This is a genomic window from Streptomyces sparsogenes, assembly GCF_001704635.1.
GTDB lineage: Bacteria > Actinomycetota > Actinomycetes > Streptomycetales > Streptomycetaceae > Streptomyces > Streptomyces sparsogenes.
Map to the genome: position 1 here is coordinate 1 of NZ_MAXF01000119.1, position 14,283 is coordinate 14,283.

General features: G+C 71.6%; 15 protein-coding genes and 1 pseudogene. 9 read left to right on the forward strand and 7 right to left on the reverse strand.

Translation table 11 applies throughout. The features are described from left to right. Both BBH68_RS24645 and BBH68_RS24650 read right to left on the reverse strand, forming a co-directional pair. Window positions 1-301 (reverse strand): aldo/keto reductase (locus tag BBH68_RS24645; protein WP_141713054.1); only part of this gene is annotated, 301 nt, incomplete at its 3' end. Window positions 302-533: 232 nt separating this feature from the next. Continuing rightward, window positions 534-857 (reverse strand): carboxymuconolactone decarboxylase family protein, encoded by a 324-nt coding sequence (locus BBH68_RS24650; protein WP_065965688.1) that lies wholly within the window; start codon window positions 855-857, stop codon window positions 534-536. A 224-nt stretch (window positions 858-1,081) separates the two neighbouring features. Between BBH68_RS24650 and BBH68_RS24655 the strand changes: the two genes are divergently transcribed. Beyond that, window positions 1,082-1,972, forward strand: coding sequence for a helix-turn-helix domain-containing protein (locus tag BBH68_RS24655; protein WP_065965689.1), 891 nt, complete (start codon window positions 1,082-1,084; stop codon window positions 1,970-1,972). A gap of 109 nt (window positions 1,973-2,081) precedes the next feature. Here the strand turns inward: BBH68_RS24655 and BBH68_RS24660 are convergent, their stop codons facing one another. After that, the gene (locus BBH68_RS24660; RefSeq protein WP_065965690.1) at window positions 2,082-2,747 is read right to left on the reverse strand and encodes a TetR/AcrR family transcriptional regulator; all 666 of its coding nucleotides are present in this window, start codon (window positions 2,745-2,747) and stop codon (window positions 2,082-2,084) included. A gap of 16 nt (window positions 2,748-2,763) precedes the next feature. After that, the gene (locus BBH68_RS24665) at window positions 2,764-3,522 is read right to left on the reverse strand and encodes an SDR family oxidoreductase (protein ID WP_065965691.1); all 759 of its coding nucleotides are present in this window, start codon (window positions 3,520-3,522) and stop codon (window positions 2,764-2,766) included. A gap of 419 nt (window positions 3,523-3,941) precedes the next feature. Between BBH68_RS24665 and BBH68_RS24670 the strand changes: the two genes are divergently transcribed. Beyond that, window positions 3,942-4,145: a cold-shock protein gene (locus BBH68_RS24670; RefSeq protein ID WP_065965692.1), complete on the forward strand. Its 204-nt coding sequence runs from the start codon at window positions 3,942-3,944 to the stop codon at window positions 4,143-4,145. A 272-nt stretch (window positions 4,146-4,417) separates the two neighbouring features. Here the strand turns inward: BBH68_RS24670 and BBH68_RS24675 are convergent, their stop codons facing one another. Continuing rightward, the gene (locus BBH68_RS24675; protein WP_174589083.1) at window positions 4,418-4,978 is read right to left on the reverse strand and encodes a hypothetical protein; all 561 of its coding nucleotides are present in this window, start codon (window positions 4,976-4,978) and stop codon (window positions 4,418-4,420) included. Window positions 4,979-5,353: 375 nt separating this feature from the next. Between BBH68_RS24675 and trhA the strand changes: the two genes are divergently transcribed. Then, complete coding sequence (trhA, locus tag BBH68_RS24680) at window positions 5,354-6,031, forward strand: PAQR family membrane homeostasis protein TrhA (RefSeq protein WP_065965693.1); 678 nt, start codon at window positions 5,354-5,356, stop codon at window positions 6,029-6,031. 63 nt (window positions 6,032-6,094) lie between these two features. Next, a pseudogene (locus BBH68_RS43340) lies at window positions 6,095-6,217 on the forward strand (PRC-barrel domain containing protein); the annotation flags it as partial. 162 nt (window positions 6,218-6,379) lie between these two features. Here BBH68_RS43340 and BBH68_RS24685 read toward each other — a convergent pair. After that, window positions 6,380-8,065, reverse strand: coding sequence for a ribonuclease J (locus BBH68_RS24685; RefSeq protein ID WP_065965694.1), 1,686 nt, complete (start codon window positions 8,063-8,065; stop codon window positions 6,380-6,382). 118 nt (window positions 8,066-8,183) lie between these two features. On the opposite strand from BBH68_RS24685, the gene BBH68_RS24690 reads away from it, so the two are divergent. The 4 genes from BBH68_RS24690 to BBH68_RS24705 all read left to right on the forward strand — a co-directional run bounded on the left by BBH68_RS24690 (window position 8,184) and on the right by BBH68_RS24705 (window position 11,620). Continuing rightward, window positions 8,184-8,672: a GNAT family N-acetyltransferase gene (locus tag BBH68_RS24690; protein ID WP_076970655.1), complete on the forward strand. Its 489-nt coding sequence runs from the start codon at window positions 8,184-8,186 to the stop codon at window positions 8,670-8,672. A 114-nt stretch (window positions 8,673-8,786) separates the two neighbouring features. Then, window positions 8,787-10,088 carry a bifunctional 3-oxoadipate enol-lactonase/4-carboxymuconolactone decarboxylase PcaDC gene (pcaDC, locus tag BBH68_RS24695; protein ID WP_065965695.1) on the forward strand — a complete coding sequence of 434 codons (1,302 nt, stop codon included), beginning with the start codon at window positions 8,787-8,789 and terminating at the stop codon, window positions 10,086-10,088. A gap of 65 nt (window positions 10,089-10,153) precedes the next feature. Next, window positions 10,154-10,795, forward strand: coding sequence for an MBL fold metallo-hydrolase (locus BBH68_RS24700; protein WP_065965696.1), 642 nt, complete (start codon window positions 10,154-10,156; stop codon window positions 10,793-10,795). Between the two features lie 45 nt (window positions 10,796-10,840). Next, window positions 10,841-11,620: an exodeoxyribonuclease III gene (locus BBH68_RS24705; protein WP_065965697.1), complete on the forward strand. Its 780-nt coding sequence runs from the start codon at window positions 10,841-10,843 to the stop codon at window positions 11,618-11,620. 181 nt (window positions 11,621-11,801) lie between these two features. Here the strand turns inward: BBH68_RS24705 and BBH68_RS24710 are convergent, their stop codons facing one another. After that, window positions 11,802-13,622 carry an SGNH/GDSL hydrolase family protein gene (locus BBH68_RS24710; RefSeq protein ID WP_065965698.1) on the reverse strand — a complete coding sequence of 607 codons (1,821 nt, stop codon included), beginning with the start codon at window positions 13,620-13,622 and terminating at the stop codon, window positions 11,802-11,804. Between the two features lie 153 nt (window positions 13,623-13,775). Here BBH68_RS24710 and BBH68_RS24715 point away from each other — a divergent pair, with 153 nt between their 5' ends. Then, window positions 13,776-14,216: a DUF6278 family protein gene (locus BBH68_RS24715; protein WP_065965699.1), complete on the forward strand. Its 441-nt coding sequence runs from the start codon at window positions 13,776-13,778 to the stop codon at window positions 14,214-14,216. Window positions 14,217-14,283: the final 67 nt, after the last annotated feature.

Consider the following 14,283-nt stretch of genomic DNA (forward strand, 5'->3'; position numbering starts at 1 on the left):
GTCGTTGGGGGCCCATGGGCTGGTAGAGCTTGGTGGCCAGCACGATCCGGTCGCGCCGGCCGCCGCCCTGGGCGAGCCAGCGGCCGATGATCTCTTCGGACAGGCCGTAGCCCTGTGTCATGTCGGGTGACTGCGGTCCGCCGTACACGTCGGCGGTGTCGATGAAGTTGATGCCTTCCTCGACGGCCCGGTCGAGGATGGCGAAGCCGGTGGGTTCGTCGGTGACCCAGCCGAAGTTCATGGTCCCCAGGCCGAGCCTGCTGACCTTCAGGCCGGTCCGGCCGAGGTGGTTGTAGGTCATCGTCATCGCTGGTTCCTCCCAACCGGCAGGGACTGTGGTCCGGGTATCGGCACGGAGCGCAGTGCGCAGTGCGCGCTACGGCGGCCTCATCGGCCGCGCGTGCCGGGGCGCCTGCGGGAACGGCCCCTGCCCGTGCGGACGCCCGCGTGTGCGGCCGGCAGGCGCGGAGGGGCACATCCGCCGAGGCCGGCCCGTCATGAAGGGGGTGGAGCGGCGCCGGACCGGTGTGCGGTCAGGCGGCGGTCTGCTCGTCCGCGATCTGCTTGAGCAGCGTGATCGCGGACATGGCGTTCGGCCAGCCGGCGTAGAAGGCGAGGTGTGTGATCGCCTCGGACAGCTCCGGGACACTCAGCCCGTTCTCCAGCGCCACGCGCAGGTGGTAGCCGAGCTGCTCGCCGCGGTAGAGCGCGGCGAGCACGCTCACGGTGACGAGGCTGCGGTCCCGCGGGGAGAGCCCGGGCCGCTCCCAGACGTCGCCGAAGAGGACCTCGTCGGTGACCTCGACGAGCTTGGGCGCGATGCCGGCCAGTTCCTTGGGTGCGGACTGCTTCGCCATGGGACGACTCCTTCGCTCACGAACAGGTGCGGAAACGGGTGGCCCCGCTCTGTGTCCGGGGCGCCCACTCCGGCGGCCCGGACTCTCGTCCGGGGTGCCCGCCGGGAGCCGCAGCAGCGGCCACTACCGAGGCAACCGCAGGTCACCCGCGGGTGGAAGGTACGGCTGTACCAGGTACTGACAGGACCCCCCTCGTCCGGGCCCGGCTGCCTAGCCTGGAGTGCGTGAGTACCGAGAGCGACATCCGCGAGTTTCTGGCCTCCCGCCGCGCCAAGATCACCCCGCAGCAGGCCGGGCTGCCCGCCTACGGCGGCAACCGGCGCGTGCCCGGGCTGCGCCGTGAGGAAGTCGCGATGCTCGCCGGCGTCAGCGTCGACTACTACGCCCGCCTGGAGCGCGGCCACCTCGCCGGAGCCTCCGAGGAAGTCCTCGACGCCGTCGCGGGCGCCCTGCGACTCGACGAGGCCGAACGTTCCCACCTCCACGACCTGGCCCGCGCCGTCGCCCGCCGCCCCGCCCGCCGTCCCGGACGCACCCGCGGCCCGCTCCCGGACAGCGTCCTGCGGGTCCTTGACTCCATGACCGACTCTCCGGCGTTCATCCGCAACGGCCGCCTCGACATCCTCGCCGTCAACCGCCTCGGCCGTGCCCTGTACGCGCCGCTGTACACCGAGGACGCACCGTGCCCGGTCAACGTCGCCCGCTTCCAGTTCCTGGACCCGCACGGCCGGGACTTCTTCCCCGACTGGGAGCAGTCCGTGAACACGACCGTCTCCCTGCTGCGCACCGAGGCCGGACGGGCTCCCGGAGACAGCGATCTGACCGGGCTGATCGGCGAGCTCGTCACCCGCAGCGAGGAGTTCCGCACCGCGTGGGCCAAGCACAATGTGCGCCTGCACCACACCGGCCGCAAGAGCTTCCGGCATCCGGTCGTCGGCGAGATCACCCTCGACTTCGACGCCATGGAACTGCCCGCACAGCCCGGCCTGACCCTTACCGCGTACAGCGCCGCCCCGCACACCCCGGCCCACGACGCCCTGCAGCTGCTGGCCGCCTGGGCCGCCACCACAGACGCTTCCGCGACCGCGGACCCGGACCGCGCGAGCAACCGCTGAGCCGTGTCCCTGACCGCGGGACCTCCCCGCAGGCCCCGCCGTCCGCACACACCGCCGCCCTCCTTTCCAGGGGGCTTCCGGTCGGTCCTGTACGGGGTCGCTGCCGTGGTCAGCTTTCCGGGGCGTTCCACAGGTCGCGGAGTTCCGCCCATTGTGGTGCCGTGCCGTGCAGGGCGGTGGGCTGACCGGGGTCCGGGGTGCGCAGCCCGGCGAGGGCCAGGTCGAGGTAGCGCAGGTGCAGTGCGGTGGCGCGTTCGCCGGTGACGGGGATCCGGGGGGTGAGGTGTTCCAGCAGCAACGGGATGTCGGCGGACGTGAAGTCGGCGCGCAGCACTCCTGCCCAGTGGGCGCCGTCCACGAGGGCGTCGAGGGCGGCGCGCAGCTGCTCCGCGGCGGTCAGCACCTCGTCCGTGGCCGGCAACCGGCCGCCGACCAGGGGGAGGAGCGGACCGCCCGTCCCCTGGTCGGCCAACGCGTCGCGGAAGAAGCGAACGAGGGCGGCCCAGGGGTCGGGCTCCTCGGCGAGCGCCGTGCGCGCCTGCGCGACGAGTTGTTCCATCCCCGCGATCCGCATGCGCTGGACCAGCAGCTCCTTGCTGGGGTAGCGGCGGTACAGACTGCCCATGCCGATGCCGGCGCGGCGGGCGATCTCGGAGACGGGAGCGTCCCAGCCGTGCTCGGCGAAGACCTCGCGCGCGGCCTGGAAGAGGCGGGCGTCGTTGCGGTCCGCCTCCCGCTGTCGGCCGCGTCGCTTGCCTGCGTACGTGTCACCCATGGCGCGGCATTCTCCCTCAGCGGCGTCCCACGCCGTGACCGCCGTCGACGGTCACGACAGCTCCGGTGACGAAGCCGGCGTCCTCTCCGGCGAGCATGGCGATCGCCCGGGCCACGTCCTCCGGTTCCGCGACCCGCCCGAGCGGGGTGTGCTCGGCCAGGCGCTGCTGGAACTCTTGCGGCTGCCCGGCGCTGGCCTCGGTGCGCACGAAGCCGGGCGCCACGACGTTGACGTTGATGCCGAGCGAGCCGGCCTCGTGGGCGACGAAGCGGGCGAAGGTGTTCAGCGCGGCCTTGGCGGTGCCGTGCGCGGCCATGCCCGCGGTGGGCGGGCCGTCGGCCACGGCGCTGGAGACGTACACGATCCGCCCCCCGCCCTGGGCGCCCATGACGGCCAGTGCCTGCTGGGTGAGGGTGTAGACGGACGCGAGCTCGTTCGTCACCTTCGCGTGGAAGTCCTCCCAGGAGAGGCGGGGGAGCGGGGTCGGGGTGAAGCGGGCGCCGGCGTTGCAGACGAGGACGTCCAGGCGTCCGTCGACCGTCGAACGCTCCAGCAGTTCGGCTGCCTGACGGGGGTCGTGCACATCGGCCTGCACGGCGAAGGCTTCGCCGCCGTCGGCCTCGATCTGCTTGACCACCTGGTCGGCGGCCTCGCGGTTCGAGAAGTAGTTGACGGCCACGCGGTACCCACGGGCCGCCAGCTCACGCGAGGTGGCCGCGCCGATGCCCCGACTGCCCCCGGTGACGAGGGCGGTCGGCTTGCTCGTCGTCTTCATGTGTCCTCCGGGTCGGCAGAGCGATTCCTTCTGCGGGCAACCTATCGGAGCGGAGCACTCCGCTCAAAAGCGGATCTCGCCGGGCTCGACGATGCGGTGCAGATCGGGGCCGGTGCAGGCGAGGCGGTCGGCGTGCAGGCGGAAGGGGTGGCAGCCGCTTCGGCTCGCAGGCACCGCGCCGTTCAACTCCCGTCCGCGCCGGCGGGCACCGCACACACGGTCTGACGTGCGGTGTGATCGTTTCCTATGGTGACGTGGCGTGTGGGCGTGTAGCGTTCTGTCAGCTGTCGTGGTTCGGAATTCCCCCTGCCCGCGCCTTTGGTGTGGGCGTTTTGCTGTGCTGTGCCGCAGGGACCAGGGCGATCACCTCCGCCTGCCGCATGGAGTGGGAGGCGTTCATCGACCGGAAGGCATGAGACATGGCAACGGGAACTGTGAAGTGGTTCAACGCGGAGAAGGGCTTCGGCTTCATCGCCCAGGACGGCGGCGGCCCGGATGTCTTCGCTCACTACTCCGCGATCAACTCCTCGGGCTTCCGTGAGCTCCAGGAGGGCCAGGCTGTGACGTTCGACGTCACCCAGGGCCAGAAGGGTCCGCAGGCCGAGAACATCAACCTGGCCTGACCTCGCAGCCCTGCCCCAGGGATCGCGCACACCGCGTCCGGTGAGCGCCGCCCGTGCGGGCTTTGCCGCCCACCGGGCGAAGCGCCTGCTCTGGTGCCGGGCGTGCACAGGATCAGGGGCCGCGCAGCCATTGCTGCGCGGCCCCTGATCTTTGCGGCGGAGGCGGGTGCGACCTCGGCCCGAACTTCCTGAGCTCAGTTGCTTCGAGCGTCGTCCGGTTCGGGTGCCGCATGCCCTGCGCCTTTGTTCGCGCAATTTGGAGCAGCGGACGGTCAGGCGCCCGTCCAGGCGTCGAGGAAGGCTTGCCGTCCAACCGGATCGTCCCATCTGCGGTCCGCGTGCAGAACGCGCCAGGCGGTGACCTCGAGATCTCGGAGCCACAGTTCTCCGATGACCTGGGTCTTGAGGTCGGGCAGATGATCGGACTCGGCGAGGGCTTGACCGATCACTTCCCCGGCTGCGACGCGCTGGGGCGGGGTCATCTCATCGAAGGCCGAGAGGATCTGCCGGGCCAGGGGGGATCCCTCTCCTTCCAGAGAACGCAGCACCTGAGCCTTCATGTTGACGGGTAGCAGGTATGCGGTGCCCGAGGACCTCCACAGGTTTGACCAGAAGCGTTCGCCTGCCTCGGTGGGGGCAGGCAGCGCGGCCAGCAGCCCGAGGAGATGGCCGGTGGCCGCATAGCCGTCGGAGTGGGCAGCTGCGACGACTGCGATGCCCGCTACGCGCTCCACATCGAGTTGGCCGGCTTCGAGACGCGAAGCCAGACCCAATTTATCTTCCAACTGCTGTGTCAGGGCGGCGGATACGTGAGGGCGGACCTCAGGAAGCATCGGCGATCCTTGCGCGTAGGCGAGCGGAGATGCCCGTTCGTAAGCCCTGATCTTTCCCACGGCAGGCCGATCTACTCGGCTTGGGCAGGCCCAATCGGCGGCAGGGTCAACGGGGCTGTAGTTCACACGGTGGCGAGCCGGACGCGGGCTCGGTGATGGCCCTGGGAATCTGGACCGACTTCCCATGACGCTGCCGGAGCGAGGTCTTCTAGCATTACCGCATCGCTGCCAGTGACACCCAGTCGCCCGAGAGGAGAACAAGAAGCTGTGTCCCGCGACGCCGCTGGAGTCGAAGATGGTCACGGCGCCTCAGCGCGTGGGGAGCGCCGTGAAGACGAGCCAGCCGGCGGATCACTGGGCGACCACGCACGGGAGATGGCTCACTCGGTTGCGGCCCTGGTGGAGCGGGCGGCCGAACTGGCCGAACCGATCAAGCCGAAATTGCGTGGCTGGCTCCATGCCGGAATGGTCCCCGCCGCACTGATCGCCAGCGTCGTACTCATCTGCCTGGCCCGTACTCCGCAGGCAGTCCTGGCCTGCGCCGTCTACTCGGTCACCGCCTGGCTGCTGTTCACAACGAGCGCCATCTACCACCGCGGCACCTGGGGGCCGCTGGGCGAGGCTCTTCTACGACGACTCGACCACGCCAACATCTTCCTGATCATCGCCGGCACCTGCACCCCCCTGGCCGTGCTCCTTCTCCCGCCGGAACAGCGGTCCACGTTGCTGTGGATCGTGTGGGCGGGCGCATTGGCCGGCATCGCGTTCCGGGTCTTGTGGGTCGGAGCTCCGCGCTGGCTGTATACCCCGTGTTACCTGGCCCTGGGGTGGGCGCCGGTGCGCTACCTGCCCGACTTCCTGCACACCGGCGGAGCAGCCGTAGTTGTCCTGATCGTCGTGGGGGGGCTCCTCTACAGTGCGGGCGCGGTCGTCTACGCCCTACAGCGGCCCGACCCCTCACCCCGCTGGTTCGGCTACCACGAGGTCTTCCACGCTCTGACCGTGGCAGCCTTCGCCGCGCATTACATCGCCATCTCTCTGGCCGCCTACTGACCGCGACAGCGTTCGGGCTTGCGCCGCTCGTCACATCCGTTGCCGCGTGCTGCTCCGCGAACGGTGGAAGCGGTTTACGTCGACACGACCACGGACCAGCCCGGCTTCGCGACGGTCGCGGTCGGCCTGCCGACCCGGCACCGGCTGGCGTTCGTCCCTCTGGGTGACACGACGGTCGATCCGGGGAGATCCGGAGGTCGCCGTGCCCCATGGGCATCGTTGACGGAGAGCCGGACCGTGTCGCGGTCGATCGCGTTCGATGTGAGGGGTTCACGCCAAGGGCCCGCGGCCGACCTCGATGCTCGCGGGCCGCGACCGGAACCGGGGATCCTGCTGCCGGGCAGTGGCTCAGGCGTCGATGATGACGGGGATGATGAGGGGCTTGCGGCGGTGGGTGCGGAACGCCCAGTTCGCCACGGCCCGGGCGAGGAGCTGTTCGAGCTGGCGCGCATCCCCGACGCCTTCCTCGGCCGCGGTGGCCAGGGTCTTCTCGATGACGGGGACGACCGGCTCGAAGGTGGCGTCGTCGTGGACGAAGCCGCGGGCCAGGAAGTCGGGAGCCTCGGCGAGGGCGCCGGTGTCCGCGTCGACGATCGCCACCACCGTGACCACGCCTTCCTCCGCGAGGGTGAGGCGGTCCTTGAGGGACGCCTCGGTGGCGCCGCCGACTTCCATGCCGTCCACGTAGACGTTGCCGGCGGGCACCTTGCCGGTGATGGACGCGCGCCCGTCGACGAGGTCGACGACGACGCCGTCCTCGGCGATGACGACACGGTCGGCGTCGACGCCGGTACGGACGGCGAGGTCGCCGTTGGCCCGCAGGTGGCGCCACTCACCGTGCACGGGCATGACGTTGCGGGGTTTGACGATGTTGTAGCAGTAGACGAGTTCGCCGGCGCTGGCGTGCCCGGAGACGTGCACCTTGGCGTTGCCCTTGTGGACCACGTGGGCACCCCACCGGGTGAGTCCGTTGATCACCCGGTAGATGGCGTTCTCGTTGCCGGGGATGAGGGAGCTGGCGAGCAGGACGGTGTCGCCCTTGCCGATGCGGATCATGTGGTCGCGGTTGGCCATCCGTGACAGCGCGGCCATCGGTTCGCCCTGGGAGCCGGTGCACACCAGAGCGATCTTGTGGTCCGGGAGTTTCTCCAGCTCCTTCGGGCTCACGACCAGACCGGACGGGACTTTCAGATAGCCCAGGTCACGGGCGATGCCCATGTTGCGGACCATCGACCGGCCGACGAAGGCGACCTTGCGGCCGTGCTGGTGGGCGGCGTCGAGAACCTGCTGGATGCGGTGCACATGGCTGGCGAAGCTGGAGACGATGACCCGGCGCGGCGCGGTGCGCATCACCTGCTCGATCGCCGGATTCAGCTCACGCTCGGAGGTGGTGAAGCCGGGTACTTCGGCGTTGGTGGAGTCGGTGAGGAACAGGTCCACGCCCTCCTCGCCGAGCCGGGCGAAGGCGCGCAGATCGGTGATGCGGTCGTCGAGAGGGAACTGGTCCATCTTGAAGTCGCCGGTGTGCAGCACCATGCCGGCGCCGGTGCGGATCGCGACCGCGAGGCTGTCCGGGATGGAATGGTTGACCGCCACGAACTCGAGGTCGAAGGGCCCGAAGCCGCGCCGGTCGCTCTCCCGCACCCGCACCGTGCGCGGCCGGATGCCGTGTTCCTTGAGCTTGGCCTCCAGGAACGCCAGCGTCAGCTTGGAGCCGACGACGGGAATGTCGGACCGCTCACGCAGCAGATACGGCACGCCGCCGATGTGGTCCTCGTGACCGTGGGTGAGTACCACGGCCACGATGTCGTCCAGCCGGTCCCGGATGGAGGTGAAGTCCGGCAGGATCACGTCCACGCCGGGCTGGGTCTCCTCGGGGAACAGCACGCCGCAGTCGACAATGAGCAGCTTGCCGGCGTACTCGAACACGGTCATGTTGCGGCCGATCTCACCCAGGCCACCCAGGGCGATGACCCGCAGCCCTCCGTCGGGAAGGGGTGGGGCGGCTTTCAGTTCGGGGTGCGGATGACTCATACCTTGACGGTACCCGGAGAGCGGAACGAGATGATCCATTGCCTGTGGGATCTCTCCGTCCGACGGAGCGGGGCACGCGCTGCGGCTGCCCGGGATGACCATGCGACATACTCTCCCGATGAGTTCACGCACTTCCCCGATCAGCCAGCCGATCACGATACGGAGGGCCGTCGCGCGGGATGCCAAACGGCTCACGCGGCTCGTGCGCGGCTCAGGCGCCTACGAGGGTAAGTACGCGGCCGCAGTCGCGGGCTACCGGGTCGGTCCCGATTACGTCGAGGCCCACCGCGCCTTCGTGGCCGTCGGCGCCGACGAGCATGGAGGCCGGGTTCTCGGGTTCTACTCGCTCGTCCTCGCTCCACCGGAGCTCGATCTGCTGTTCGTCGCCGACGAAGCACAAGGACGGGGTATCGGTGGACTGCTCGTTGCGCACATGCAGTCCGAGGCCCGTGCCGCCGGGCTCGACCGTGTCAGGGTCGTGTCGCATCTTCCCGCCGAGGACTTCTACCACCGCGTCGGTGCGGTGCGGACCGGGACCGCGTCCGCGAACCCGCCCGCCGTGCCGTGGGACCGTCCCGAATTCGAGTTCCGCATTCCTTCGGCATGACGCGGCGCGTCGACGCCTCAAGCGATATGCCGTCCGAGAAGCCTTCAACCTGGTCGGAACGGTATCCAGCGCCCCTCGTCACAGGGGCGTCTGAGAGATGAGAGGGTCTGACGGGTGAGCGAGACACCACCGAACACCCTGCAGTACCGGTTTGACGGGCCGGAAGACGCCCCTGTCCTGATCCTGGGTCCCTCACTGGGTACCACCTGGCACATGTGGGATCGCCAGATACCCGAGCTGTCCCGCCATTGGCGCGTGCTGCGCTTCGACCTGCCAGGGCACGGCGGCGCGCCCGCCCACCCCGCGGCCGCCGTCTCCGACCTCGCCGAGCGGCTCCTGGCCACGCTCGACGGGCTGGGCGTCGACCGCTTCGGCTACGCGGGTTGCTCGATCGGCGGGGCCGTCGGCGCGGAGCTGGCGCTCAGACATCCGCTCAGAGTGGGCTCCCTCGCGCTCGTCTCCGCCTCACCGCGCTTCGGCACCGCCGACTCCTACCGGCAGCGCGGCGTCGTGGTCCGCACCAACGGCCTCGACCCGATCGCCCGCGCCACCCCCGAGCGCTGGTTCACCCCCGCCTTCGCCGCCGGGCAGCCCGCCATCGTCGACTGGTCCGTCCAGATGGTCCGCACCACCGACCCCGGCTGCTACATCGCCGCCTGTGAGGCCCTCGCCGCCTTCGACATCCGCGCCGAGCTGGGCCGCATCGGCGTGCCCACCCTGGTCGTGGTGGGCGCCGACGACGAGGTGACCCCGCCGGCCGACGCCCGGGTGCTCGTCGCCGGGATCCCCGACGCCCGGCTCGCGCTGGTCCCCGGCGCCTCCCACCTGGCGCCGGTGGAGCAGCCCGCCGCCGTCACCGACCTTCTGGTGCGCCACTTCACCACCTCCTGGCTCCCCGCCGACCAGCCGACCGGGATGACCGCGATCCCCGCCCCCGCGGCGCGGGCCGCGCTCGCCACCGCGCCGCCCAGCGGCGCCCCGGTCGCCGAGATCGCCTACACCGCCGAGCCCGTCCCGGCCGCCTCCGACGGCCGTGCGGACACGTACGAGAAGGGGCTCCGGGTGCGCCGGGAAGTGCTGGGCGACGCCCATGTGGACCGTGCCCAGGCGGGCGCCGACGAGTTCACCGGCGACTTCCAGGAGTTCATCACCCGGTACGTCTGGGGCGAGGTGTGGACCCGGCCGGGCCTCGACCGGCGCACCCGCAGCGTGATCACCCTCGCCGCGCTCGCCGCCCGCGGCCATCTCGACGAGCTGGCCTTCCACACCCGCGCCGCGCTGCGCAACGGGCTGACCCCGGCCGAGATCAAGGAGGTGCTGCTGCACACCGCCGTCTACTGCGGGGTGCCCACCGCGAACTCGGCCTTCTCCGTGGCCCAGCGCGTCATCCGCGAGGAGACCACGCCCGAGGGGTGACGCGGGCGAGGGCGTATGCGGGGCACGGCGGGCCCGGTGTGCCCGGGGGGAGCACAATGATCCCCATGAAGCTCACCAAGAAGGGCCACGCCTGTGTCCGGCTGGAGAAGGACGGGCGGTCGCTCGTCATCGACCCCGGCGCGTTCAGCGAGGAGGACGCCGCGGTCGGCGCGGAGGCGATCCTGGTCACCCACGAGCACATGGACCACTTCGACGAGGGGCGGCTGCGGGCGGCGCTGGAGGCCGAGCCCGCCGCGCGGATCTGGACGCTCGCCAGTGTGGCGGACCGGATCGCGGACGCCTTCCCGGGGCGGGTGCACACCGTCGGCGAGGGCGACACCTTCAGCGCCGCGGGATTCGACATCGAGGTCCACGGGCAGCTCCACGCCGTCATCCACCCGGACATCCCGCGGATCACCAACGTGGGGTACGTGGTGGACGGCTCGGTCTTCCACCCCGGCGACGCGCTCACCGTGCCCGGGCGGCCGGTGGAGACCCTGCTGCTGCCGGTCCACGCGCCGTGGAACAAGCTCGCCGAGCTCGTCGACTACGTCCGCGAGGTCGGGCCGGACCGCGCGCTCGACGTCCACGACGCCCTGCTGTCCGAGGTCGCGCCGCTGGTCTACGGCCGGATGCTGGGTCCCGAGGGCCCCGGGATCGGGGCCGAGCACGTACGGCTGGCGCCGGGGGAGAGCATCACCCTGTGAACCGCCGGGGCCGCGCTGTCGGACCCGCGCGGTAGGTTGTCCCCTATGCGCATCGCGACCTGGAACGTCAATTCGATCACGGCGCGGCTGCCCCGCCTGCTCGCCTGGCTGGAGAGCAGCGGCACGGACGTGCTGTGCATACAGGAGATCAAGTGCGCCGAGAGCGCCTTCCCCTACGAGCCGCTGCGCGAGCTCGGCTATGAGGCCGCGGTCAACGCCACCGGCCGGTGGAACGGGGTGGGGGTGCTCTCCCGGGTCGGCCTGGCCGACGTGAGCCCCGGCCTGCCCGGCGGCCCGGACTACGACGGCGAGCAGGAGCCCCGCGCCATCGCCGCGACCTGCGGCGCGGTCCGCGTCCAGTCGGTGTACGTGCCCAACGGCCGGGAGATCGGGCATCCGCACTACGACTACAAGCTGCGCTGGCTGGAGGCGCTGCGGACCTCCGCCGCGGCCGACGCCGAGAGCGGCCGCCCCTTCGCCGTCCTCGGCGATTTCAACGTGGCGCCGGCCGACGAGGACGTGTGGGACCCGTCGTTCTTCGAGGGCCTGACGCATGTCACCACCAAGGAGCGGGACGCGCTGGCCGCCCTGCGCGAGCTGGGCCTGTCCGATGTGGTGCCGCGCCCCCTGAAGTACGACCACCCCTTCACGTACTGGGACTACCGGGAGCTGTGCTTCCCGAAGAACCGGGGCATGCGGATCGACCTGGTCTACGGCAACGAGCCCTTCGCCAAGGCCGTCGGCGACGCGTATGTGGACCGCGAGGAGCGCAAGGGCAAGGGCGCCTCGGACCACGCCCCGGTGGTCGTCGACCTCGACGTCTGAGCCACGCCTCCGGGCACCGCGTCGCTACGCGGAGTGACCCAACGTCACCCGTTTTGTCCCCGATGTCTGGGCAGCGGGCCATCCCCGTCCCGAGCCCGCGGCCACGCCTCCCCGGGGACGTGAGACCGCCCGGACCGTGGCCGCCGGGCCGCCCGTGTCACGTGGGCGGCCCGGCGGCCCGTCAGCCCACCAGCCGCCGCAGGTCGATCGAGTCGGCCATCGCCCGCAGCCCCGCGTCCCCGGGGTGCAGGTGGTCGCCGCTGTCGTAGGCCGGCAGGATCCGCTGCGGCCGCAGCGGATCCCGCACCACGGCGTCGAAGTCGAGGACCGCGTCGAACTCCCCGGCGCCGCCGCCCCGGATGAAGGCGTTGACGGCGGAGCGCCGGGCGTCCACGTCGGCGGTGCACAGGGACTCGCCCTCGCAGGGCGCGATCGTCGCCACCACCACCCGCAGCCCCCGCTCGTGGGCGCGCCGGGCGATGGCGTGCAGCCCGGCGGTCAGCTCCTCGGCCGAGGCGCCCCAGCGCAGATCGTTGACGCCCTCGAAGACGACGACCGTGCGCACCCCGGTCTGGGCGAACACATCGCGCTCCAGCCGGTGCTGGGCGCTCACCCCGCCGGTGTCGGTGCTGACGCCCTCGCCCGGGTAGCGGTCGGTGACCACGCGGTTGGCGGAGATGCCCTGGTTGAGCACCCCGTACGCGGGGACCTCCGACTGCTCCCGCAGCCGCCGGGCCAGCACATCCGGCCAGCGCCGATTGGCGTCGGCGGTCGACCTGGTGCCGTCGGTGATCGAGTCGCCGAGCGTCACCACCGACCCCGGCCCGCCGCCGACGTCCACCCCGGTCAGAAAGGGCCAGGTGGTCAGGGTGCCGGTGTACGCCCCGCCGTCCGCGTCGGCCGTGTGGTCGCCGCTGCCGGGCGGGCTCAGATACGAGCGCTGGGTGGCCTGGCTGTGCACCGGCACCGCCCGGACCGCGTCCGGCAGATGGATGCTCACCAGCAGATTCGCGTCCGGCGGGACGTCGAAGCCGACCGGGTCGCTGAACTCCTGGGCCCCCGCCGGGATCTCGGTCCCCTCCCGGCCGCCGAAGGTGAGCGGGACCGGGTCGCCGTCCGCCGTCGCGCCCTCGGCCTGCACGGACACGCTGGCCCGGCCGATCCGCACGGGGGCGGCCGCGAAGGTGTTGGCCAGCCGGATCCGGGCCGTGGGCCCGCCCGCGCTGGTGTGCACCACCAGCCGCAGCGTCTGGTCGCTCCACGGGCCGACCGCCGTGTATCCGCTGGTGCTCGCCGCCCAACTGCCGGTCCAGCCGTCGGCGGCGCGGCGCACCGAGGCGGCGAACACATGCAGATCGGCCGCGCCCGGGTCCCGGGGCAGCACCACCGAGGCGATGTCCCGGCCGCGCTCCACCGGCACCGTCACCGCGTACAGCCGCGCGGTCTCCACCCGCTGCCCGGCGCCGCTGTTGATGTGCGGGAGGGCGACGGCCCGGGTGGCCGTCGGGCCCGAGCGCCAGTCCGGGGCGGTGAGGGTGTACGTACTGCTCGACCCGTCCCGGTAGCGGACCGTGCCGGTGCCGCTCGCCTCGCCGCCGGTGCCCGCGACCAGGAAGGACAGCGCGTCGCCGCGCCCGCGCAGCAGTACCGCCTGCCCGTCGGCCCGTACGTTGTCGGGGCGGGTGCCGCCGGGGCGCGCGGCTCGGGGCCAGGCGAGCCGGGCCGAGTCGATGGTGAGGGTGCGGCCCGGGGTCCAGCCGGCGGCCCGCAGGTCCTGCGCGGACAGCGAGTCGCCCGTGCCGTCGAAGTCCGCCCCGCCGGGGTCGGCGTCGTCGCTGACCGCCCTGTTGTCGAAGAGCCGCTCCAAGGGGAGCGGCTTTCGGGGTTCTTCACCGGGCGGCCCCGGCGTGGCGGCGCCCGCGGGCGCCGCCGGCCAGGCGAAGGAGAGGGCGACGCCTCCCGTGACGAACGCGGTCGCTGTCCACCGTCTGCCGACGAGCATGCGTGTGTCCCCTCTCGCAACCAACCCAACCGGCGATCCGACAGGTGCGGGACGAACGTAGGGAGACGGGTGGGTGGCGTCAAGGCAATGATCGGGAAACGGGCTCCGCGCGCCCTGTGGTGCGCCGGGCGCGGGGATGCCACGCTGAGCGGTATGAACATCCCTTTCTTGGGCAACTGGCGCAAGCGATACGACCTGGCGCGCGGTACGGCTGTCATGGCCACCCGGGAGGCGGATCCACAGGGTGTGGCGCAGTTGCTGTCGGAGTGTGAGCTGCTGCGCGCCCGGGCGGCGTCCGCGGGGGTGGGGCTCGACGACTCGGCGGCCTCCCTCGAGGCGCTGGACCAGCTGCTGCCGCGCTGGCGCGACGACCCCGAGGAGCTGACGTGGCTCGGCAACGACGCCGGGCTGTATCTGGGCACGGTGATCATCCGTACCGTGCCCGGCGCCCTGTGGCAGGTGTGGCCCAACGGGCGGCCGGTGGTCCGGCTCGCCTCCGGGCGGGAGATCGACGTGGTGGGGGCGGGGCAGGAGTGGGCGGCCGACGGCGCGCCCGAGCTCTCCCATGTGTACGCGGAGGTCGCGGAGATCTGAGCCGCGTTCCCCGGTCACCCGGGGGTTAAGTACCCATTGATGCGTGTCGTCGGCGGAGCGCCGCTTT